Raw genomic sequence first — 20,639 nt, forward strand, 5'->3', positions numbered from 1 at the left:
TTCATTCCCCCATTCTCTTACGTACAAACAAACCATATTCTATTGGATGATGAAAATTTAATTTACTAGCTAATTTTTGCGAAGGAATATTGTCTACATAACAATCCCAACACGGTGTAATATCATTTTGTATACAATGTTCAATGAAACGTGTTGCGACAGCTTGAGCTAACCCTTTCCCTTGATACGCTTCATGCGTCACGATATCAATTTCAGCAAATCCATTCCCACTAAATATCGAAACACATTCCGCTACAGTCATCCCATTTTGTTCTATACAAAATCCAAAACCATCATTCAAAAATGCTTCATTTGATCCCCAATATTCTTTATAATACGCCTGTGTAAATTCATTACTTCGTTCTATATCTCTTCTATCAATACGCTTCACTTCATATGTATTTTTGTTACAATCTCGCTTTCTCTCTTCAAAGGTTACTCTTTGAAATTTCATTCGCGGGATTTTCCGAAGCACATTACTAAAACGCTCTTCTAACATCATTTCCCACTCTTCACTCGAAGTGAACAATGTAAATCTCTTCTCTGTTTTTTCAATGGCCGTTTTTATATACGAAAATACATCTTCGTTATAACTTTCATCTTGCGTATTACCAAATAAATAATGAATGCCATTAGCTGTGATAATTAGTCCTGCTGTTAACTCCTCGTTTGCAAAAACCCTACCATCTATCGTTTGATCACATACTGCATAAGCAAAAGTTGTGGTTCTTGTATTACTTTCTAAAATCGAAAGTATTTTTCTATACTGGGCTACAGATAATTCCCTCATAATTGCTCCACTATAATCGTATCAGCCTCTATATTTTCAAAACAAAGATTTACAGTTCTCTTGAATGCTCTCGTTCTATGAATCGTACATGCTGGAATTAAGATAGAATCATTCGGCTTTAAAACCGCTGTTTCTCCGTCTTGAAAATCGATAAGTAATTCTCCCTCTAATACAATAAATAACTCATCCGAATTAGAATGATAGTGCCAATCATATTCACCAGTAAATACAGCGATTCGTAAGCAATGACTATTTACATTTGAAACGACGAAGTTTTTATGTTGATCTTTTATATCTTTTGTTAAATCTATTAAATTTATCTTTTCCATAGAATCCCCCTCTTTACACCCCTTTATATACTTATCTTTAAATTAGCATAAGAGGCATTTTACTAACAAGAAAAAAATTCCATATGGAAAATTCAAATAAAAAATGACCTCCAATCTCTCCTAACTATAAGAGAAATTAAAGATCATCCTTTCTATTTTATCGGAAATGCACTATCTCCAGCAGAAAGTACACCTTCCATGTAACCTTTTGCAAAATCTGGTAATCCAATGATAAGTACTGCAGTTACAATCCCAATACCAATCCCTCTTAATTTCAGATCATTTTTCTTTTTGCCTACAACCATTGTAATAATTCCTGCTATAAGCAAACCCACTGACAAAATATCATAAATATACCCCATATTGCCCCTCCTATTTACATCTTTATTTCTTTTTATTTTAATTGCACAATGTTTTCCCCTTAAATAAAAGCCCTCCTAATAAAAGGAAGGCTCTACATATATTTCTATTATGATAAAGCAGGAGCTTTTTCAAGAAGCTCTTTTGCATCAGCGTATTGTAAGCCGTGTGCTTCTGCAACTGCTTCGAATGTTACATATCCATCTAATGTGTTAATACCTTTTAGTAATGCAGAATTGCCTAAGCAAGCGTCTTTATAGCCTTTGTTAGCAATTTGTAATGCATATGGTACTGTTACGTTTGTTAATGCAAGAGTTGATGTACGTGGAACCGCACCTGGCATATTTGCAACTGCATAATGAACAACGCCATGTTTTTCGTAAGTTGGGTTGTCATGAGTTGTAATACGGTCAGTTGTTTCGAAAATACCACCTTGGTCAATCGCAATATCTACAACGACAGAACCTGGTTCCATTGATTGAATCATTTCTTCTGTTACAAGTTTTGGCGCTTTTGCACCTGGAATTAATACCGCACCAATAACAAGATCAGATTCTCTTACTGCTTCTGCAATGTTGTAAGGATTAGACATTAACGTTTTTACTTGGTTACCGAAAATGTCATCTAATTGACGAAGACGTTCTGCACTTAAGTCGATGATTGTTACATCTGCACCTAAACCTACTGCAATCTTCGCTGCGTTTGTACCAGCTTGACCACCACCGATAACTGTTACTTTGCCGCGTTTCACCCCTGGAACGCCTGCAAGTAAAATACCTTTACCACCTTTGTTTTTCTCAAGGAACTGTGCACCGATTTGTGCAGACATACGACCAGCTACTTCACTCATAGGTGCAAGTAATGGTAAAGAACGATTGTCTAATTGTACTGTTTCGTATGCAATTGATACCACTTTGTTATCAATTAATGCTTTCGTTAATTCTGGTTCTGGAGCTAAGTGTAAGTATGTGAATAAAATTAAACCTTCGCGGAAATTACCGTATTCACTTGCAACTGGCTCTTTTACCTTCATAACCATATCTTGGTTCCATGCTTCTTCAGCAGTTTCAACAAGTTTCGCACCAGCTTGTACATATTCTTCATCTGTAAAGCCAGATCCTAAACCTGCTCCTTTTTGAACAAAAACTTCATGACCATTTTGTACTAAATGTACTGCTCCCGCTGGCGTCATTGCCACACGGTTTTCATTGTTTTTAATTTCTGTTGGAATACCGATACGCATTATTAGTTCCCCCTTGAGTTATGAAATGACCCCTGAATCATTTTTTAAAGCGCTTTCTACGCCCTTATATTCTAACATAATATCTCAATATTTGACAAAAAAATAACACAAGTTTTCCGATAGATTTAATATTACATGAAAGGACAGTATTATCCGCATCTCTCAGTATGAAGGATAAACTGTCCAATTATTTAAAACTCCATTTTATTTTGTTCTATCGATGTCTATGAATAACATCCACTGCACCAGTCACTTCAATAATTGTACCGGTAATCATATCGGAATCGTCCTCACATAAAAACGAAATCGTTCTTGCGATATCTTCACCTGTTCCAGATCTACCAATTGGTGTGTTATGACTTTTCAGCTGGCGTGCTTCTTGAATTGTCGCCTCTTTCATTTCACCAATAATATCACCAGGACATACCATGTTCGCAGTAATACCGTATTCCGCTTCTTCGTAAGCAACTGTTTTCGTTAATGAAACAAGTCCTACTTTTGCTGCCGCGAAAGCTGAGCGATAAATCCATCCCGGTGCACTATCTGCCCCTTGAAATCCGTAATTAATAATACGGCCAAAGTTCTGTTTTCTCATGACCGGAACGACAAGTTTTAATAAATGAAATACCGCTGTTAAATTGCCCTGAATCATTTCATTCCATTCTTCTTCTTCATAATCGACTAACTTTTTCCGTTCAAATACATATGGACCAGCATTATTAATTAAAAAGTCAATTTTGCCAAAACGGCTCATCGCTTCTTCTACTATTTTATGTAAATCTTCCTTTTTCGTGACATCCGCTTGCACGAATTGTAGACGCTCTTCCATATTTTTATATGTTTCTTTCATCGTTTCCATAGCCGTTATATCGCTATGATATGTTACTGTTACTGAATAGCCTTTAGCCAATAATTTTTCTGTTACTTGCTTTCCTAAACCTTTCGTACCGGCTGTAATGAGCGCATGTCTCACAAAACTGCCCCCTTTTAAATTGCTATAGTTCATATGTAACAAGTTCTCGCACCAATTACAACTAAAATGAATTAAAACAAAGTTTTCAAAATTCTGTAACGTTTCCGACAAGCACATTACCAAAATTTGTTTTATAATAAAGTTGTAAAAGGTAATAAAAATGATTGGGAGGAATTTACTATGAATAATACATATACAAATATTTTAATCGCGGTGGACGGTTCTAAAGAAGCAGAAAAAGCCTTTAAAAAAGCAATTCAAGTCGCAAAACGAAACAATGCAAAATTAACAATTGCTCATATCGTTGATGTAAAAGCATACTCAGCAGTAGAAGCTTATAGCCGCGCAATTGCTGAACGTGCAAATCTATTTGCAGAAGACTTATTAGAAGACTACAAAAAAACTGCGCTTGAAGCTGGCCTTGAAAAAATTGAAACTGTATTAGAATTTGGTAATCCTAAATCTAAAATTTCAAAAGAAATCGCTCCAAACCATAAAGTAGATTTAATTATGTGTGGTGCGACTGGTTTAAATGCTGTTGAGCGTTTCTTAATCGGTAGCGTCTCTGAACATATTATTCGCTATGCGAAATGCGATGTCCTTGTTGTTCGTGGTGATGAGGAGCAAGGTGATCTTTAATTCATAAATAAAACACCGAGTCCACATGTTTTACCGAAGGATACGGAAAATTAAGTTCGAGGCCCGAATGAACAATAAATACATGTTGTTAAACAATGATAATAAACGAAAAAGGAGTGGGTAATCCACTCCTTTTTTTCACGACATGCCTTTATTCATAGGAATAAGTCTGCTCTGTTTTTTCTCTATTCTTGCATGGATTTTAAAATCCTCATTTTTCAATTGATTGTTTAATCAAGTTTACACTGTATTCTACTTAATTCTTTGAACAATTGGATGGTCGTCTTTTAGTTGCAACAAATCCCATAAATTCCCGTATAAATCCTTGAATACTGCAACTATTCCATATTCTTGCTCTTTCGGCTCTCTTACAAATTCTATTCCTCTTGAAATCATTTCATTATAATCTCTCCAAAAATCGTCAGTATTTAAGAAAAGAAAAACTCTGCCGCCTGACTGGTTACCAATAAAAGAATCTTGCTCCGGTTTAGATGCTCTAGCCAGTAATATTGTGGTGCCGACTGAACCAGGAGGTGATACCACTACCCATCTCTTGTTTTGCTCTGGCTGATATATACCTTGGACTAGTGTGAAATTTAGTTTCTTTGTATAGAACTCTATTGCCTCATCGTAGTCTTTTACTACTAATGCGATATGAACTATTGATTGAACCATTATTATCCCTCCTATTATTACTGAATAAGCAAATTATAGTATAACATTTCTTACTTTAATCTATCTGTTAGTTTAATAACATAGGCTCTTGTTTTTCTTCATTTCACATACTTCACTATAAATACAAGACAAACAACCACTACAACAGCTACTGCCAACACATAAGGCGGAAGAAACTTCAAAGACCATAACGCCATCATGATTGTCGCAATCGTTAAGTACGCTTGCTTTGCATCTTCTGTCATTTTTTTACGAAGTAAGAAAACGTACAAATAGCCAATTGGCGGCGTAATAAAGCAAAGAACGTATATGATTTTTGATTTTAAATACCACTTTTGTTCTCCAAGTTTCTTTATATCCCCTTCAATTTTCTTACTCTCTTGTTCTCTCACTTCTTCTACAAGCGGGACTTCCTCTTCTCCTCGCTTTTCTTTCATATAAGGAAGAAAGTGCATAAAAAAATAATATGCGAATACGAACGCTCCAAATCCAATATTTAATCTTTCTAATGGAATATGTTCACTAAAAAAAGCAGCAGTAAGCACTAAAGACAAACAGTACGTCATCATCCAAAATGAACGTTTTCTCTTTTTCCGTTCCATTTCTTTTTTGCCTTGTATATCTTTTCTTTTCGAAAGCCATATAGAAATAAAGCAATCTACTACAAATAGAGCAAAAATAAATATCACAACGTGTACTGTTTCTACATCCTCAAATGAAAAGATATTTGGGAATGCAACATGTAATACAATTAATGTGTACAAAATTAGCCCTATAAAATAAATACGTCTCATTTTCCATCCCTTTCTTATTTCCTAACATTACGTTAACATACATTTTTTAGAAATAGACGGACAAAATATATATGTTGAAAAAAGGAGGATGCTATATGGATGATTCTGAACGCATTATTTTAGACGTGAACGGCAAAGAAATTGAAATGCTAGATACGATTCGCACTCATTTTAAAGAGAAACACGGCGTTGAACTAAGTAATGGTGCATTACTTCGTGATTTGATGGATATTGAGTATATTCGAATTACAGAAGATCGACATAAGTATGATTAAAAGAAAAACGACTGCAGGCGAATGCCATCAGTCGTTTTCTTTCTTTATTTAAGCTCTTGATGCTTCCCGCCCATACCACCTGGCTCATTGCTATCTTGGTGTACAGTTAGTTTATTTGTTTTCGCATCTTTTAAAACTCTATATGTATATGATTCATTTGGTTCATCTTTAAACTGCACATTCATACCATACGAATCCATTTTGCTATAAAAGGCCGGTTTTATATATAAAATATCACTTTCTTTATATCCTTTATCTTGCAAATGCCACATCATTGCGATAATTGCTTCTTCTCGCTTTTCTTTTTCACCAACATACATATATTTGTCCAAAAGAAACACTTTAGCATTTGCAATTAAGCTAATTAACAATACAATGATAAACACTATTTCTTCATAGATTTCCCCTAAATTGTTATTTTTTACTACATTGTAACTTAAATGCTAGTAAAAAATAAAGTACGCCAGACTTTAATAGACTGGCGTACTTCCCAACTCAATTCTTAATAACTTCTTTCGTTAACCCCTTCGCCTTCTCCAAAGCGTTTTTGATTTGCTCAAACCCTGTCCCACCAGCACTATTACGGCGCTTTACAGCCGCATATGGTGAAAGAACTTCATACAAATCTTCTTCAAATAAAGAGCTCATTTCTTTATATGTTTCAAGTGGGACATCTAATAAATAAATTCCTTTTTGTGTGCAATGTAGAACTAACTTCCCAACAATTTCATGAGCTTGACGGAATGGTAGTCCTTTGTTCGCTAAGTAGTCCGCAATTTCTGTTGCGTTAGAGAAATCTTGGGTCACAGCTTGCCCCATTTTTTCTTTGTTTACAGTCATCGTTTCCAGCATGCCTGCCATAATATGAAGGCATCCTTCTACTGTTTTTACTGTATCAAACATTCCTTCTTTATCTTCTTGTAAGTCTTTATTGTACGCGAGCGGTAATCCTTTCATTACTGTAAGTAAACTGAATAAATTACCGTATACTCTGCCTGTTTTACCGCGGATTAGTTCCGCCATATCTGGATTTTTCTTTTGCGGCATAATGCTGCTTCCCGTTGCGTATTGATCGCTCATTTCAATAAATTGAAACTCTTGGCTACTCCATAAAATAAGTTCTTCGCAAAAGCGTGATAAGTGCATCATGAGCATAGATGAGTTACTTAGGAACTCCAATATGAAATCACGATCGCTTACTGCATCTAAACTATTTTCATAGATTCCATTAAATCCAAGAAGCTCCGCACTATATTCACGATCAATCGGGAATGTTGTCCCAGCTAACGCTCCTGCTCCTAATGGCGAAATGTTAATACGCTTTAACGAATCTTCATAACGATTCACATCACGCTCTAACATCCAAAAGTAAGCAAGAATATGATGTGCAAATGATATAGGCTGCGCACGTTGCAAGTGCGTATAGCCAGGCATAATTGTTTCAATATTATTTTCTGCTTGATGAACAAGAACAGTTTGCAATTGTTTTGTAGCTTTTATAATATCTTCTACCTTTTCTTTTATATACAAATGCATATCTGTTGCCACTTGGTCGTTACGGCTTCGGCCTGTATGAAGTTTCCCTCCCACTTCACCGATTTTTTCAATTAACATCTTTTCAATGTTTAAATGAATGTCCTCAGCTTCAACTGAGAAATGTAACTTATTTTGTTTCGCTTCTTCTAATAAATATTGAAGACCTAGCTTTATTTTCTCGGCTTCTTCTTTCGTAACGATCCCTTGCTTTGCTAGCATCGTTACGTGTGCAATACTCCCATTTATATCTTGATTGACTAATTGTTGATCGAAGGAGATGGACGCTCCAAACTCTTCAACCCACGCTTCCGCTTCTTCTGTAAAACGTCCGCCCCAAAGTTTGCTCACGCTTCCACCTTCTTTTGATTCACTTGACTGTATACTTTCGTCGGTAAACCGAATAATGAAATGAATCCAACTGCTGCATCATGATTAAATTCATCCTGGGCAGTATACGTAGCTAATTTCTCATCATATAACGAGTATTCAGATTTACGCCCTTCTACAATCGCATGACCTTTAAATAATTTCACACGCACTGTACCTGTTACATGCTTTTGCGTTTCTTGTAAAAATGCATGAAGCGCTTGTTTTAAAGGAGAGAACCATAAGCCATTATAAATAAGTTCCGTTATTTTCTGTTCAATCACCGGTTTAAAATGTGCTACTTCTTTCACGTGTGTTAAATCTTCCAACTCTTTATGCGCTGTAATTAACGTCATTGCTGCTGGGCATTCGTATACTTCACGAGATTTAATACCGACAAGACGATTTTCTACGTGATCGATACGTCCAACGCCATGTTTTCCAGCAAGGGCATTTAACGTTTTAATTAGTTCTGACAGTAAATATGAAGTGCCATTTAAAGTCGTCGGTACTCCTGCTTCAAATCCAATTTCTACAAACTCTGGTTTATTCGGTGTATCTTCTAATGCTAATGTCATTTCGTATGCATCTTCTGGCGGCGCTGCCCATGGATCTTCTAAAATTCCACATTCGTTGCTGCGTCCCCATAAGTTTTGATCGATTGAGAATGGGCTATCTAAATTAATTGGAATTGGTACATCGTTTTCTTTTGCATATGCAATTTCTTCTTCACGTGACCACTTCCATTCACGTACAGGCGCAATCACTTCTAAATATGGATTCAATGCTTGAATAGAAACTTCAAAACGAACTTGGTCATTCCCTTTCCCTGTACATCCGTGTGCAACTGCAGTTGCGCCTTCTTGTACTGCGATTTCTACTAATTTTTTCGCAATAAGTGGACGAGATAATGCAGAGACAAGAGGATATTTCCCTTCGTATAACGTGTGTGCTTGCATCGCCATCAATGCATATTCATTCGCGAATTCTTCTTGAACATCAATCATATACGATTTAATTGCACCTACTGAAAGTGCTTTTTCTTTTACAAACGCTAAGTCTTTTCCTTCTCCTAAATCTAAACAAAGCGCGATAATATCATAATTCTTCTCTTGTAACCATTTAATTGCAACGGAAGTATCAAGACCTCCGGAATATGCTAATACAACTTTTTTCTTCTCCATTTTACATCCCCCTAAAGAATAAATATTCATTATTTCTTATAATAATTCAAACTTTAACACCTTTCATAAAATGAATCAAGGGGAATTCATAATTTTTTTTCAAACAATTTCGTCGAATTTCTTTCTTTTTTTATGTAAAATAGAGGCAGGAAATTGGAGGTGTGTCTATGGAAAAGTATTTTATATACAATGAACATCTAGGAATTGCAGTGCCAAACATACAAGAAGAATGGGAAGACATCTCTGAAAAAACACAGCATGGTATTTTATTAAAATGGGAGCAAATTCGCGGAAAAATACCTGATCGTATAAAAGAGCTTGAACATTACATTAATCAAAAACAACATCGTTTAAATAACGAAGATAATTTTGAAATTTCCTGTAGGCTTAATTCTGAAATAGCTGATTTAGCCTCTATTATTAACGACCTTTGGCTTTGGTATCGCCTCACCCAAAATGTATCTGAGGGAAAAGCACACCAATGAAAAAAGCATGCCCCTCATTCACTTTGGGTCATGCTTTTTTGTCGTAACAAGCTTTGCAATATATTTCTTGCGCCGTTTTTGCTAAACATACATCAAACGGACCTACTAATATACTTCTTTCTTTCGGCAACTTCACAAAAGCAACTAGCTCTTCTTCATATTCAATCTTTTTCTGACATGAAACGCATTTTAATTCTCTTCTTTTAAACATGTCTTTTAGCATATCTCCACTCTCCCTTTCATCTATCTATATTAATATAATATGTAAAAAAATGACACATTACAAAGTAAGATATTCATATACTATGTACAAAAGGAGGCCTCAAAATGATGCGAGCTTTCATTATTATCGCTTTAACATTTTTAAGTGTGATTAGCTGGGATGCATTTTTTAAAGATAAAGGTGACGAAAACAATACAACTGAATAAAAAACCATCTTTGCTTACTTATTGGACAAACTTCTAAAAACTGTCCAATCCTACAAAATAACTTAGGCTTTTCTACAAAAATATTTAAACATAACAATTTTTGTAGATTCCCTCCGTTTATTGTCGGTTTCCATCCGCATACATTTTTTGAAAGTATGATATAATAATATAAATCTTGAAGGAAGGGATTTTGATATCATGATCGCTCGAAGGAGCATGTGGCATCGTATTGACGAATCATACACGTAGCGTATTTTTCAGCTCAGATACTTTAGTCTAGCGAAAAAAATACGAGAGTGGGGAAATTATGATTGCCCGAAGGATAATTTGGCAAAAAAAAGACTCTTCTTACACGTAGCGTTTTGTTTAGGACTTAATTGTTATTAGCTAAACAAAACAAAGAAGAGCAGGATTGCTAAATGACGAATCCTACTCCACGTTTTGTTTAGTCGTTTTAAGACTTAAACTAAAACGAAGGTAGGGAGAATTGATGGACGAGAGGATTATTCGTTATTTCTTCAGCGACATATAGCGTAGTTAGTTTTTTCGTAAACTAACTGAAAGCTACATGTGAGCTCGTAGTTAGTTTACAACACAAAAAGGACTACTAACTACGGAAAGAAGGAATAACGATGAGGAACATCCAAAGTCGACAAATTATTAAAGAAGTTTTTATGGTTTTAATCGGTTCATTTATTTTAGCGGCAGCGCTATATCACATTCACTTCCAAAACCACTTAACAGAAGGTGGATTTGTAGGTATTGCACTATTCATCCAAAATTTTTATGATATTTCACCATCTATTTCAACTGTAATAATGGATATCCCAATTATTTTACTGTGCGCTTCATTTTTAGGTAAAAAAATGGTTGGCTATTCATTTTTAGGTTCAATTTCATTCGGAGTATTTTATTCCCTTATGGAAAATTATTCTCCATTTACGGTAGATTTATCAAACAATTTATTTATAGCTGCAATAGTTGGCGGTGCTTTAGCTGGTATTGGACTCGGTTTTATATTGCGATTTGGCGGTGCAACCGGTGGAGACGATATTTTAACAATTGTATTAAGTAAACGAACTCGTTTTACAATTGGGCAAATTTTCTTCGTCTTTGACGCGATTGTTCTTGCGCTTTCATTATATTATTTAAATTGGACAGAAATTGCTTTTACTATTCTTTCAATTGCCGTACAGGCAAAAACATTGGATTTAATTTATTATCCAAAAGCAGAAAAAGCAGCAGAAAAGCAACCAGTATCTATTCCAATGACCAAAAAACATGCAACAAATTAAAAAAGCGAAAGGCTTCGGCCTCTCGCTTTTTTTATGATTTTTTTTCTTTCTCCATTATGTGGCGCACTTGATAAAATCGATTGGCAAATTCAGTAACATTTCTTGTTAAACGATAATTTACTGTAGATCCAATTGCCATTCCGATGACTGGGATACCTTGGAATAATTTACGACGAAGAGCATAAATTGAAAATGTTTTCAAAATTTGCTTTAACAAAACTTCGGTAGAGGCTGTTTGTAACACTGCTTCGTCTCCTTCATAAAAGAACGAATCTTCTTGCTCCAGCTCTCGTAGCAAGTTGTACCAAGCGTATTGCTGAAGTCTTCCTGGCAATAATGACGCATGAAACACCTTTAACGCCAGCATCATTTCATAAGGCTTGTTCACATCATGCCCAAACGATGTTGCAATAAGTTGGACAGCCTTCACATTTAACGCAATCATAACCGGAAAATCAGCTGTCAATAATAATAATCCTCCAGCACCCGTTGCTCCGCCTTGCACGAATGAATATAGACGATGACGTGCTGTTTGTTGCTCTGCTATGTATGTTAACTGATCAATAGATAATGCTTTCAAATCTTCAAGTTGTTCAATTGATTCATTAAATAATCTTGATGTTCCTAAAATACGATTACGTGCATCTAATTGTGATTGTGAACTTTGAATCAGTGCATGCAAATGAAAAAGCCATCCATCTGCTTTCGTAAAGAATTCTTTTCGTTTTTTCTCAGGTAATTTCGCAACTGTAGTATGTAACCATTTATCAAACACTTTTTGAAAATCGGTCGCTTCTTGCTCAACTAATTGCGCTTCCCATTCCTTTATATTGTCTAAAATGGCTTGTTCTCGCTTCGATCGCATCGTAACAACCACCTCGTTCGATTTTTTTCTATTGTAACATATTTCTGCTTATTCTTTGCAAATATGCTTGTCTATCTCCATTCACATACCATTTTTTAATGACATAAAATATTAGCAAAAAGGATGAGATGAATCACATGAATCTATCCAATATAAAACAAAAGTATAATGCTGTATTTAGCTTAGGACAAAACTGCTGGCCTGCTTGGGCTTTATATCAACTAGGATTATCCCCATTTTTTGGCGTTATTGATTTTATGCTAAGTCCTTCATTAGAGAAAGTAAATTTATTATTACAAAATCGCTTTCACCGTTTTTTAGAATTAGAAAATTTGTCCTTCATCTCATTTTGGGATGATGATGCGAAATTAAGACTACGAGACAACATTTATGAAATTGACTCCTGCCATGACTTTAAAACAGATGTAAATACACCAACTTCTTGGCCTTCTTATACAGATATTAAATTAAATTATGAGCATCGGATTAATCGTTTTCTAACTACAGTAGAAATGGAAGAATCCATATTGTTTATTCGAACCGGGGGAACATATGAAGAAGCACTTTTTCTTGAACAAATTTTATCTCAAATGGTCAAGCATAACTTCTCCGTCCTTTCATTACTTCCTGCCGATGTACCAACTATCACTGAAGAAGATTGGGGATTACAAAACATTTGCGTTATAAAATGCCCAGTGATGGATATATACCAGTACAATGAAGCATTTTGGAAAGAACTATTAGACGGTATTACAATTAGCTCAACAACGTGAATAAAAAGGTGATTTTCTCTATATTTCAACTTATAATTATCCACATATAAATGAATAAGGAGCGATCATATTCATGTACCCACGTGCAAAATCCTTTGGTATTGTTATACATCACAATCGACTTCTACTACAAGAATATAATATAGACAATGAAACCTATTACCGTCCTCTTGGTGGATCAATTGAACTCGGAGAAAAATCAGATGAAACAGTTATTCGAGAGTTTAATGAAGAGCTTCATACAGAAATAGAAATTATCGATTATTTAGGTTGCTTAGAAAACATCTTTCATCTAGATGAGGAAATTGGTCATGAGATTATTCAACTATATTCTTTGCGTTTATTAGACAGATCACTATATGAAATGGAAATAGTGAATATACAAGATGAGCAAACGGCGTCATATGCAAAATGGGTTCCCATTACTGCATTCATTCAGAAGGAAAAATTATTATATCCAGATGGAATTTTAAAATATATTAAAAAGAAAAAAGACGAAATCCTATAGGATCTCGTCTTTCTTTTCATATATTAACCAATATCTCCAAGACGTAGTACGTCACGAGCAATCATAACTTCTTCGTCAGTTGGAATTACGATAATTTTTACTGGAGAGTGAGGGAAGCTGATGAATGCTTCTTCACCGAATACGTTATTGCGTTTTGCGTCGAAGTATACGCCCATGTACTCAAGGCCTTCTAATACGCGCTCACGAATAATTGCACTGTTTTCACCTACACCAGCTGTAAAGATGATAGCGTCAACGCCTTTCATACGAGCTGTGTAAGAACCGATATATTTATGGATACGGCTTACGAACACGTCAAGTGCTACTTTCGCACGGTGGTCGCCTTCTTCTTCTTTCGCAATGATGTCACGTAGGTCACTAGAGTAACCAGTAAGACCTAACATACCACTCTTCTTGTTTAATACGTTAACTACTTCTTCTACAGTTTGGCCTGTTTTTTCCATGATGTATGGAATTAACGCAGGGTCAATGTTACCAGAACGTGTACCCATTGTTACACCAGCAAGTGGAGTGAAGCCCATAGAAGTATCGATAGACTTACCGCCTTCTACTGCTGCGATACTTGCACCGTTACCTAAGTGACAAGAAAGTAGGCTTAAGCTTTCAATTGGACGACCTAATAATTCAGCCGCACGCTCAGTTACGTATTTATGAGAAGTTCCGTGGAAACCGTATTTACGGATACCAAATTTCTCATAGTACTCATACGGTAAGCTGTATAGGAATGCAGATTCCGGCATTGTTTGGTGGAATGCTGTATCGAATACTGCTACTGCTGGTACGTTTGGTAATACTTCTTGGAATGCTTTAATACCAACAAGGTTTGCTGGGTTGTGAAGTGGTGCTAAATCGCTTAATTCTTCGATTTCCGCTAATACTTCATCAGTAATTAAAACAGAATCCGCAAATTTTTCGCCGCCGTGTACAACACGGTGACCGATACCGCCAATCTCATCAAGAGATTTTACGATTCCATTTTCAGTTAATTTGCTAAGAAGCATGTTAACTGCTACTGCGTGATCTGGGATGTTTGTAATTTCTTTTTGTTTTTCGCCATCTACAGTAATAGTGAAGATACTATCTTCTAAACCGATACGTTCTACTAAACCTTTTGTTAATACTGTTTCACTTGGCATTTCAAATAATTGGAATTTTAAGGAAGAGCTTCCTGCGTTAATCGCGATGATTTTTGACATCTAGTCTTTCGCCCCTTTTTCTCTTGGTAGTTGTGTGGATCATTCCACAAACCGCTCGATTTTATCTAATTAAATTCACTCACTATGAAAACGTTTCATCATCAGTAAATTTTATACTCACGATTTTAATTTAAACATCGTCCGACATATATTTCAAGTGAAAAAATTGTAACACCAAGAAAAAAAATATATTACAGATTTCAAAAAAATTCAGTTAAATCTTGTATATATTAAAAAATATGACATATTCTATACAACTGTACTACATTAATCACTAACCCTGTTACATATATATGGTGTTACTTTTGTGTTGCAAACCAAGTATTTAATTGATCCATAATGTTCTCCATAGCCTTCATATTAGAGAATTTAGGTAATTCCACTAGTAGTGCCTGTTTCGGCATTGTTACACCTTGGCCTTTCTTTTGGAGAACAAATATACTTTTTGCATTTTTCTCGTTTTTAAACATGGAAACAGGTAGCTGTAACAAACCTTGAATAAAGCATGTTTCTTTAATAAATGCATGTAGTTTCGGCGCTTGATCACTTTCAAAAATAAAGTTTGGTACTAAGAAGAATAAATACCCGCCTTCTTTCGTATGTTTCACACTTTGTTCAATAAATAAGTGATGCGCATATGACATTCCTTGATCTGCTTTTAACTTATATTCACTCGCACTGATTTCGTTTGGATAATAACCAATTGGTAAATCTGAAACGACTGCATCAACTGGATCAATATAAAGTGGTGCTAGTCCATCTTGATGGAAGAATTCGATTCCATGCTTTTGTAAATTTGCATTTACTAAAGCAAGTTTAATTAGCACTTCATCCACTTCTACACCAAATCCACTCATTGCTAGCTCTTCTTTAGCGCTATTAAATACTGTAGTCATTAAATTACCTGTTCCAATTGCAGGATCTAAAACAGTAATTTCTGTTTTGCCTTGCATAAATTTATGGAATAAGTAGCTCATGAACATTCCAACTGCATCTGGCGTCATTTCGTGATTTGCTTGTACGCCCTCTTTCATTCCTTTTAAAATGGCTAGCTGAAATGCTTTACGAATTTCTTCACCTTTATATGTTTCTTCATTAAACGTACTATATTCACGATTCAACCTTTCAATTGTTGATTCGGATAATTCCTCTTGTAAAATCGCACCTTCAAACAAGTTATCACCTGTTTCTACAAGCGCCTCTAAATATGTTACATCTAATTCTTTACGTAAAACTACCGTAGAAGAATCAAAAATAGAAAATAATGTTTCCACTGTCTGACTCACGTACATTCCTCCTTCTCTCTTTTACACATAACTTATATCATACCACAAAGTGATTTTTTCCAAAAAGAAAAAGCGACCTCCTGTAAAGAGCTCCCTTTCAAGTTATGTATGATATAACATTTTTTCTCATCTATCGTTACCATTCGTAGCAATAGATGAGAAAAAACGACCTCTTTATAAGAGGTCATTTCCTTCCTAATTACTTTGCAGATTTAGCTGCTTCTAATGCTGCTTCATAGTTTGGATGGCTTGTACCTTCGCTTACGTATTCTGCGTAAACTACTTTGTCATTGCTATCTACTACGAATACTGCACGAGCAAGTAAACGAAGTTCTTTCATTACTAAGCCGTAAGCTTCACCGAATGAAAGGTCACGGTGATCAGAAAGTGTTACAACATTTTCTAAACCGTTTGCTGCACACCAGCGTTTTTGAGCGAATGGTAAGTCAGCGCTAATTGTTAATACTTTCGCGTTTTCAATACCTGCTGCATCTTGGTTAAAACGACGTGTTTGTGCATCACATACACCTGTGTCGATTGAAGGTACAACACTAATTAATTTTACTTCGCCTTTGTATGTTTCTAAACTTACTGGAGATAAGTCGTTTGCTAATACTTGGAAGTTTGGCGCTTGATCGCCAACTTTAACTTCTGTTCCAACTAAAGTCATTGGATTACCTTTAAAAGTTACGTTTGCCACTTGAAAATCCTCCCTTATTTAAACAAAATATGTACAATGTAAATGATAGTTTGTCCCCATCGATAATGCAAATAAAATCGCTTTATTTACAAAAAAATTAAAGAAGCTAATCCATTGATTAGCTTCTTTATTCGTTAAATTTGAAATTCAGGATCATCTTCTTTTCGTTTATCCATCATTTCTTTCACTTTATCAACAGCTTGTGGTGCTAATTCAATTATTTTATCAATGACGTGTGTCTGCTTATCTAAGTGTAATACTTTCACACCATCTCCATTTATAACAAGAAAGGCAACAGGATTAATAGAAACTCCTCCACCACTTCCCCCGCCAAATGGATGACGACCTGAATGTTCTACTTTACCAAATTCACTTCCACCAGCAGCAAAACCAAAGCTTACTTTCGAAACAGTAAGAATTACACTTCCATCTGCTGCTTTAATTGGATCACCAACAATTGTATTTACATCAGTCATTTGTTTTAAATGCTGCATTGCGGTTGTCATTAAACCTTGAATTGGATGGTCCACTCTATATCCCCCCTATGCTTGAACAGATTTTTCTGTCATACCAGATTTTTGCTTTCTCATAAACATGAGTAATTTGAATCCTGTTTTTATAGCACGAAATATACGAAAAGATGCTGTTAACTCGCACCTTGATGCAAATCCCTTCCCTTGAAAAACAGGGATAATTTCAAATTCTGGTACATCGACAATATGCATATATTGTCCTATAACTCCAGCAGCCATTCCTTTTGTCCCCCATGCATATCCAGTGACAATTCCAGTACTAGCTGCGTCGCCTGCTCCAATTTGCGTATGCCATTTCCAACCATTGATTTTCACTCGTTTGAGAAAATCTTTAACGATAGTATGAACTTTTTGAAGCCTTTTTATCAGTTCCCCGATGCTGTCAAGTTGCGCCATAATTTTATTATCTATTCCACCGTCCTTTTCAGCTTTTTCGATTTTCTGCCCTGTCTTTTTCTGCTGTTTTTCAATTCTTTCCAACACATCAAATGTATATCGAATCATCCATATTTTCACTTGAAACAAACATTGCTTTTCCATTTCTGAATATAAAAATGTCACTTTAAGCTTTATTTTCGACAATAGTATAAGCAAAATAAAAAGGAGAAGAATTATTATTCCAATTACGAGCCACTTCATACGTATCATCCTTTCACTCCGTACCCATTATCGACAAGTTTATTCATCATTAAACAGAGTTCCGTAAGATTGAATATAAAAATTTTTCTAAAAATAAAAAGGTGTTTTGACAATTTATATCGAAATATATTATTTGAACATATCATCAGGGAACGGACTCTAATGATATGTAGCACGAAAAACAGAAAATTTAACTGCAGTGGAGGGATACATAATGGCAGATCGTCGCAATTTATTTTTCTTTTATGGTGATGACAAAGCAACGTTCGTTGAAAAGATGAAACCAATCTATCGCATTTTAGAAGAGAATGGATTTACCATATTAGATCAACCAAAAAATGCAAACGCTATCGTCAGTGTTGGAGATGATGCAACTTTCTTACAAGCCGTTCGTAAAACTGGTTTTAGAGAAGATTGCTTATACGCAGGGATTTCTACGAAAGATGAAATTTCTTTCTACTGTGATTTCCACATTGATCACGTTGATACAGCCCTTCAAGAAATTACAAAAAATGAAATTGAAGTGCGAAAATATCCAACAATTCAGGTAGATGTAGATCACGGTACATCTTTCCATTGTTTAAATGAATTCTCATTACGTTCTAGCATTATTAAAACATTCGTTGTAGATGTTCACGTTGATGATTTATATTTCGAAACATTTAGAGGTGACGGTTTAGTTGTTTCTACCCCAACAGGAAGTACAGCTTACAATAAATCATTACATGGTGCCGTTGTCGATCCGCTTATCCCATGTTTCCAAGTAAGCGAACTAGCATCTTTAAATAACAACACATACCGTACGCTCGGTTCACCGTTCATCTTAAACCACGAACGTACACTAACTTTAAAACTTAAACCAGACGGTAACGATTATCCTGTTATCGGCATGGATAACGAAGCGCTTAGCATTAAACAAGTTGAAAAAGCTGTTGTACGCTTAAGCGATAAACAAATTAAAACAGTAAAATTAAAAAACAATTCCTTCTGGGAAAAAGTACAGAGAACATTTTTATAGTATTAAAATAACCGCAAAATTATGGGGATCCCATAATTTTGCGGTTATTTATTTATCCCGATTGGCGCGGCCAACAATCTCTCGCTATCCGGTCGCTATTCTTGTCAGTTTTTGTCGGTAAGTCGATATATTCCGAAAATCGCTGATATATTTTTACGCATCTTTTCTATAGGCAACCTGGCCATCAATGACGGTCATTTCCGCTTGTACTTCTTTTATTTCTTCTGCCTCTATTTCAAATATGTTTCGATCTAATATCGTAAAGTCTGCTTCATATCCTTTTATAATTTGTCCTCGCTTCGCTTCTTTTCCTATTGCATAAGCACTTCCTGTCGTAAATAAAGAAACAGCCTCATATGCCGTTAATCTTTCCTCAGGCATATAGCATACACTGTCAATAAAACTTCTACGTGTAACAGCGCTATATATGCCTAAAAACGGATTCACTTGTTCAATAGGAGCATCTGAACCACCGTTGCAATGTAAGCCTGCGTCCAGTAACGTCTTCCAAGCATACGCGTAACGAAGACGACGCTCGCCTAGTTTTTCAATGACTGATGGAAAATCTGATGAAACAAAGACCGGTTGAATATCAATAATAGCTGGCAAGTGTTTCACTCTTTCAATCAACTCTTCACGAGCTAGCTGGCAATGAATAATACGGTCACGCACCCCTTCTGCTGGTGGATATAATTCGAGTGCATCAATGACATATTCAAGCGATAAGTCACCTATAGTATGAATGGCAACTGACATATGTAAATCACGTGCTTTTTTCACTAAACATGCAAGCTCTTCACGTGAGAAAATCGCAACTCCATTTGTTTCCTTCGCATCTTCATACGGTTCACTTAATAAAGCAGTTCTTCCGCCAAAAGAACCGTCAGAGAAAATTTTCATCGCACCAAATTCAATATAGTGCTCATTTTCATATTCTTTTCTTTCATTTGCTACTTCATGATGAACGAGTAAATGCGCTTTAAATGGCATTTCTTTTATAACGTAAGAAAACGCATTATACGTTTTTCTAAAACCACCATAATAATTTAAATCTTCCGTATGCCCACCAACGATTCCGTATTGCCAGCAGTCTTTAATCGCTGTTTGCAAAGCTCTTTGTAAATAAGCTTCATCAATTTCAGGCTGAACGTGTTTCATTAATTCTTGTCCTTGTTCATATAAAAGCCCTGTTAACTTATTTGATGCATCCCGGCCAATTTTCCCGCCTTTCGGATCTTGCGTCTCTTCTGTTATGTTCGCTTCTTGCAGTATGTATGAATTCACCCATGTAACGTGACGACAAACTCGTTTTAATAAAATGGGATGTTCTTTCGAAATTGCATCTAAATCACGTGCGTGAACATCTTTCGTATCTGTAAAGTTATTTTCATTCCAGCCTTCTCCGATAATCCAACAACCTTTTGGCGCGTCTTCTACTTGCTTCTGAACAAGAGTAAGTACTTCGCCATAAGATGTACAATTTGATAAATCTAGACGGAGTAACCTCTCTCCATGCCCAATAAGATGCATATGACTATCAACGAGACCTGGAATCATCGTTTTGCCTTCTAAATCGTGCAATTTAACCGTAGTAGCATATCGGTCTTCTAACTCTTCTTTACTCCCGACATCAACGATCACACCGTTTTCAACATAAACAGCGTCTACTTTTTCATTCTCTTCTCGCATCGTGTAAATGGTGCCGCCATACCAAATTTCTCCCATAT

General features: G+C 35.6%; 25 protein-coding genes. 7 read left to right on the plus strand and 18 right to left on the minus strand.

What is annotated here, in order from left to right:
• Nucleotide 1: 1 nt before the first annotated feature.
• The 5 genes from ACUN26_RS19665 to ACUN26_RS19685 form a co-directional block, all read right to left on the minus strand.
• Nucleotides 2-790 (minus strand): GNAT family N-acetyltransferase, encoded by a 789-nt coding sequence (locus ACUN26_RS19665; protein ID WP_001208745.1) that lies wholly within the window; start codon nt 788-790, stop codon nt 2-4.
• Entirely contained in the window at nt 787-1,119 is a 333-nt protein-coding gene (locus ACUN26_RS19670) for a cupin domain-containing protein (protein WP_000411489.1), read from the minus strand. Before ACUN26_RS19670 ends, ACUN26_RS19665 begins: the two co-directional genes overlap by 4 nt.
• Nucleotides 1,120-1,271: 152 nt before the next feature.
• Nucleotides 1,272-1,481, minus strand: a complete 210-nt coding sequence (locus ACUN26_RS19675; RefSeq protein WP_000540692.1) for a hypothetical protein — start codon at nt 1,479-1,481, stop codon at nt 1,272-1,274.
• Nucleotides 1,482-1,588: 107 nt separating this feature from the next.
• Complete coding sequence (ald, locus tag ACUN26_RS19680; protein WP_001219394.1) at nt 1,589-2,722, minus strand: alanine dehydrogenase; 1,134 nt, start codon at nt 2,720-2,722, stop codon at nt 1,589-1,591.
• Between the two features lie 214 nt (nt 2,723-2,936).
• Complete coding sequence (locus ACUN26_RS19685; protein WP_002039744.1) at nt 2,937-3,728, minus strand: SDR family oxidoreductase; 792 nt, start codon at nt 3,726-3,728, stop codon at nt 2,937-2,939.
• A 147-nt stretch (nt 3,729-3,875) separates the two neighbouring features.
• Here ACUN26_RS19685 and ACUN26_RS19690 point away from each other — a divergent pair, with 147 nt between their 5' ends.
• Nucleotides 3,876-4,334, plus strand: a complete 459-nt coding sequence (locus ACUN26_RS19690) for a universal stress protein (RefSeq protein WP_001066671.1) — start codon at nt 3,876-3,878, stop codon at nt 4,332-4,334.
• Between the two features lie 252 nt (nt 4,335-4,586).
• Here ACUN26_RS19690 and ACUN26_RS19695 read toward each other — a convergent pair whose 3' ends face one another.
• Both ACUN26_RS19695 and ACUN26_RS19700 read right to left on the minus strand, forming a co-directional pair.
• Complete coding sequence (locus tag ACUN26_RS19695; protein ID WP_000250794.1) at nt 4,587-5,009, minus strand: VOC family protein; 423 nt, start codon at nt 5,007-5,009, stop codon at nt 4,587-4,589.
• A gap of 98 nt (nt 5,010-5,107) precedes the next feature.
• Nucleotides 5,108-5,803: a hypothetical protein gene (locus ACUN26_RS19700; protein ID WP_001252904.1), complete on the minus strand. Its 696-nt coding sequence runs from the start codon at nt 5,801-5,803 to the stop codon at nt 5,108-5,110.
• A gap of 95 nt (nt 5,804-5,898) precedes the next feature.
• On the opposite strand from ACUN26_RS19700, the gene ACUN26_RS19705 reads away from it, so the two are divergent.
• Nucleotides 5,899-6,078: a hypothetical protein gene (locus ACUN26_RS19705; RefSeq protein ID WP_000342760.1), complete on the plus strand. Its 180-nt coding sequence runs from the start codon at nt 5,899-5,901 to the stop codon at nt 6,076-6,078.
• A 44-nt stretch (nt 6,079-6,122) separates the two neighbouring features.
• Here ACUN26_RS19705 and ACUN26_RS19710 read toward each other — a convergent pair whose 3' ends face one another.
• The 3 genes from ACUN26_RS19710 to ACUN26_RS19720 all read right to left on the minus strand — a co-directional run bounded on the left by ACUN26_RS19710 (nt 6,123) and on the right by ACUN26_RS19720 (nt 9,164).
• Complete coding sequence (locus ACUN26_RS19710; protein ID WP_000470005.1) at nt 6,123-6,464, minus strand: DUF3139 domain-containing protein; 342 nt, start codon at nt 6,462-6,464, stop codon at nt 6,123-6,125.
• A 109-nt stretch (nt 6,465-6,573) separates the two neighbouring features.
• Complete coding sequence (gene argH / locus ACUN26_RS19715; protein WP_000041284.1) at nt 6,574-7,962, minus strand: argininosuccinate lyase; 1,389 nt, start codon at nt 7,960-7,962, stop codon at nt 6,574-6,576.
• Nucleotides 7,959-9,164 (minus strand): argininosuccinate synthase, encoded by a 1,206-nt coding sequence (locus tag ACUN26_RS19720; RefSeq protein WP_000412333.1) that lies wholly within the window; start codon nt 9,162-9,164, stop codon nt 7,959-7,961. Before ACUN26_RS19720 ends, argH begins: the two co-directional genes overlap by 4 nt.
• A 167-nt stretch (nt 9,165-9,331) precedes the next feature.
• Between ACUN26_RS19720 and ACUN26_RS19725 the strand changes: the two genes are divergently transcribed.
• Complete coding sequence (locus ACUN26_RS19725; RefSeq protein ID WP_000417202.1) at nt 9,332-9,649, plus strand: hypothetical protein; 318 nt, start codon at nt 9,332-9,334, stop codon at nt 9,647-9,649.
• A gap of 28 nt (nt 9,650-9,677) precedes the next feature.
• Here ACUN26_RS19725 and ACUN26_RS19730 read toward each other — a convergent pair whose 3' ends face one another.
• The gene (locus tag ACUN26_RS19730) at nt 9,678-9,872 is read right to left on the minus strand and encodes a hypothetical protein (protein WP_000910296.1); all 195 of its coding nucleotides are present in this window, start codon (nt 9,870-9,872) and stop codon (nt 9,678-9,680) included.
• Nucleotides 9,873-10,710: 838 nt separating this feature from the next.
• Between ACUN26_RS19730 and ACUN26_RS19735 the strand changes: the two genes are divergently transcribed.
• Entirely contained in the window at nt 10,711-11,373 is a 663-nt protein-coding gene (locus ACUN26_RS19735; RefSeq protein ID WP_001244520.1) for a YitT family protein, read from the plus strand.
• Between the two features lie 31 nt (nt 11,374-11,404).
• Here ACUN26_RS19735 and ACUN26_RS19740 read toward each other — a convergent pair whose 3' ends face one another.
• Nucleotides 11,405-12,238, minus strand: coding sequence for an EcsC family protein (locus ACUN26_RS19740; protein WP_001256857.1), 834 nt, complete (start codon nt 12,236-12,238; stop codon nt 11,405-11,407).
• A gap of 137 nt (nt 12,239-12,375) precedes the next feature.
• Between ACUN26_RS19740 and ACUN26_RS19745 the strand changes: the two genes are divergently transcribed.
• Nucleotides 12,376-13,011 (plus strand): DUF1796 family putative cysteine peptidase, encoded by a 636-nt coding sequence (locus ACUN26_RS19745; RefSeq protein WP_001054282.1) that lies wholly within the window; start codon nt 12,376-12,378, stop codon nt 13,009-13,011.
• 73 nt (nt 13,012-13,084) lie between these two features.
• Complete coding sequence (locus ACUN26_RS19750; protein ID WP_000283515.1) at nt 13,085-13,519, plus strand: NUDIX hydrolase; 435 nt, start codon at nt 13,085-13,087, stop codon at nt 13,517-13,519.
• Between the two features lie 23 nt (nt 13,520-13,542).
• Here ACUN26_RS19750 and ackA read toward each other — a convergent pair whose 3' ends face one another.
• The 5 genes from ackA to ACUN26_RS19775 all read right to left on the minus strand — a co-directional run bounded on the left by ackA (nt 13,543) and on the right by ACUN26_RS19775 (nt 17,903).
• The gene (gene ackA, locus ACUN26_RS19755) at nt 13,543-14,736 is read right to left on the minus strand and encodes an acetate kinase (RefSeq protein WP_000034585.1); all 1,194 of its coding nucleotides are present in this window, start codon (nt 14,734-14,736) and stop codon (nt 13,543-13,545) included.
• 299 nt (nt 14,737-15,035) lie between these two features.
• Nucleotides 15,036-16,022: a class I SAM-dependent methyltransferase gene (locus ACUN26_RS19760; protein WP_000084373.1), complete on the minus strand. Its 987-nt coding sequence runs from the start codon at nt 16,020-16,022 to the stop codon at nt 15,036-15,038.
• A gap of 199 nt (nt 16,023-16,221) precedes the next feature.
• A complete protein-coding gene (tpx, locus tag ACUN26_RS19765; protein WP_000024525.1) occupies nt 16,222-16,722 on the minus strand; it encodes a thiol peroxidase in 501 nt (166 codons plus the stop codon).
• Between the two features lie 134 nt (nt 16,723-16,856).
• Nucleotides 16,857-17,252, minus strand: coding sequence for a GerW family sporulation protein (ytfJ, locus tag ACUN26_RS19770; protein WP_000350003.1), 396 nt, complete (start codon nt 17,250-17,252; stop codon nt 16,857-16,859).
• Nucleotides 17,253-17,264: 12 nt separating this feature from the next.
• Nucleotides 17,265-17,903: a DUF2953 domain-containing protein gene (locus ACUN26_RS19775; protein WP_002093186.1), complete on the minus strand. Its 639-nt coding sequence runs from the start codon at nt 17,901-17,903 to the stop codon at nt 17,265-17,267.
• Between the two features lie 205 nt (nt 17,904-18,108).
• Here ACUN26_RS19775 and ACUN26_RS19780 point away from each other — a divergent pair, with 205 nt between their 5' ends.
• Nucleotides 18,109-18,912 (plus strand): NAD kinase, encoded by an 804-nt coding sequence (locus ACUN26_RS19780; RefSeq protein WP_000785174.1) that lies wholly within the window; start codon nt 18,109-18,111, stop codon nt 18,910-18,912.
• A 153-nt stretch (nt 18,913-19,065) separates the two neighbouring features.
• Here the strand turns inward: ACUN26_RS19780 and ACUN26_RS19785 are convergent, their stop codons facing one another.
• Entirely contained in the window at nt 19,066-20,637 is a 1,572-nt protein-coding gene (locus ACUN26_RS19785) for an amidohydrolase (protein ID WP_000504002.1), read from the minus strand.
• Between the last annotated feature and the right edge of the window lie 2 nt (nt 20,638-20,639).

It is taken from the genome of Bacillus sp. WC2503 (genome assembly GCF_052682895.1).

What these genes read in the sequence shown, in the direction of transcription:
- ACUN26_RS19665 (WP_001208745.1), bottom strand. Translation starts at nt 790, where the DNA reads ATGAGGGAATTATCTGTAGCCCAGTATAGAAAAATACTTTCGATTTTA.
- ACUN26_RS19670 (WP_000411489.1), bottom strand. Translation starts at nt 1,119, where the DNA reads ATGGAAAAGATAAATTTAATAGATTTAACAAAAGATATAAAAGATCAA.
- ACUN26_RS19675 (WP_000540692.1), bottom strand. Translation starts at nt 1,481, where the DNA reads ATGGGGTATATTTATGATATTTTGTCAGTGGGTTTGCTTATAGCAGGA.
- ald (WP_001219394.1), bottom strand. Translation starts at nt 2,722, where the DNA reads ATGCGTATCGGTATTCCAACAGAAATTAAAAACAATGAAAACCGTGTG.
- ACUN26_RS19685 (WP_002039744.1), bottom strand. Translation starts at nt 3,728, where the DNA reads ATGAACTATAGCAATTTAAAAGGGGGCAGTTTTGTGAGACATGCGCTC.
- ACUN26_RS19690 (WP_001066671.1), top strand. Translation starts at nt 3,876, where the DNA reads ATGAATAATACATATACAAATATTTTAATCGCGGTGGACGGTTCTAAA.
- ACUN26_RS19695 (WP_000250794.1), bottom strand. Translation starts at nt 5,009, where the DNA reads ATGGTTCAATCAATAGTTCATATCGCATTAGTAGTAAAAGACTACGAT.
- ACUN26_RS19700 (WP_001252904.1), bottom strand. Translation starts at nt 5,803, where the DNA reads ATGAGACGTATTTATTTTATAGGGCTAATTTTGTACACATTAATTGTA.
- ACUN26_RS19705 (WP_000342760.1), top strand. Translation starts at nt 5,899, where the DNA reads ATGGATGATTCTGAACGCATTATTTTAGACGTGAACGGCAAAGAAATT.
- ACUN26_RS19720 (WP_000412333.1), bottom strand. Translation starts at nt 9,164, where the DNA reads ATGGAGAAGAAAAAAGTTGTATTAGCATATTCCGGAGGTCTTGATACT.
- ACUN26_RS19725 (WP_000417202.1), top strand. Translation starts at nt 9,332, where the DNA reads ATGGAAAAGTATTTTATATACAATGAACATCTAGGAATTGCAGTGCCA.
- ACUN26_RS19730 (WP_000910296.1), bottom strand. Translation starts at nt 9,872, where the DNA reads ATGCTAAAAGACATGTTTAAAAGAAGAGAATTAAAATGCGTTTCATGT.
- ACUN26_RS19735 (WP_001244520.1), top strand. Translation starts at nt 10,711, where the DNA reads ATGAGGAACATCCAAAGTCGACAAATTATTAAAGAAGTTTTTATGGTT.
- ACUN26_RS19740 (WP_001256857.1), bottom strand. Translation starts at nt 12,238, where the DNA reads ATGCGATCGAAGCGAGAACAAGCCATTTTAGACAATATAAAGGAATGG.
- ACUN26_RS19745 (WP_001054282.1), top strand. Translation starts at nt 12,376, where the DNA reads ATGAATCTATCCAATATAAAACAAAAGTATAATGCTGTATTTAGCTTA.
- ACUN26_RS19750 (WP_000283515.1), top strand. Translation starts at nt 13,085, where the DNA reads ATGTACCCACGTGCAAAATCCTTTGGTATTGTTATACATCACAATCGA.
- ackA (WP_000034585.1), bottom strand. Translation starts at nt 14,736, where the DNA reads ATGTCAAAAATCATCGCGATTAACGCAGGAAGCTCTTCCTTAAAATTC.
- ACUN26_RS19775 (WP_002093186.1), bottom strand. Translation starts at nt 17,903, where the DNA reads ATGATACGTATGAAGTGGCTCGTAATTGGAATAATAATTCTTCTCCTT.
- ACUN26_RS19780 (WP_000785174.1), top strand. Translation starts at nt 18,109, where the DNA reads ATGGCAGATCGTCGCAATTTATTTTTCTTTTATGGTGATGACAAAGCA.
- ACUN26_RS19785 (WP_000504002.1), bottom strand. Translation starts at nt 20,637, where the DNA reads ATGGGAGAAATTTGGTATGGCGGCACCATTTACACGATGCGAGAAGAG.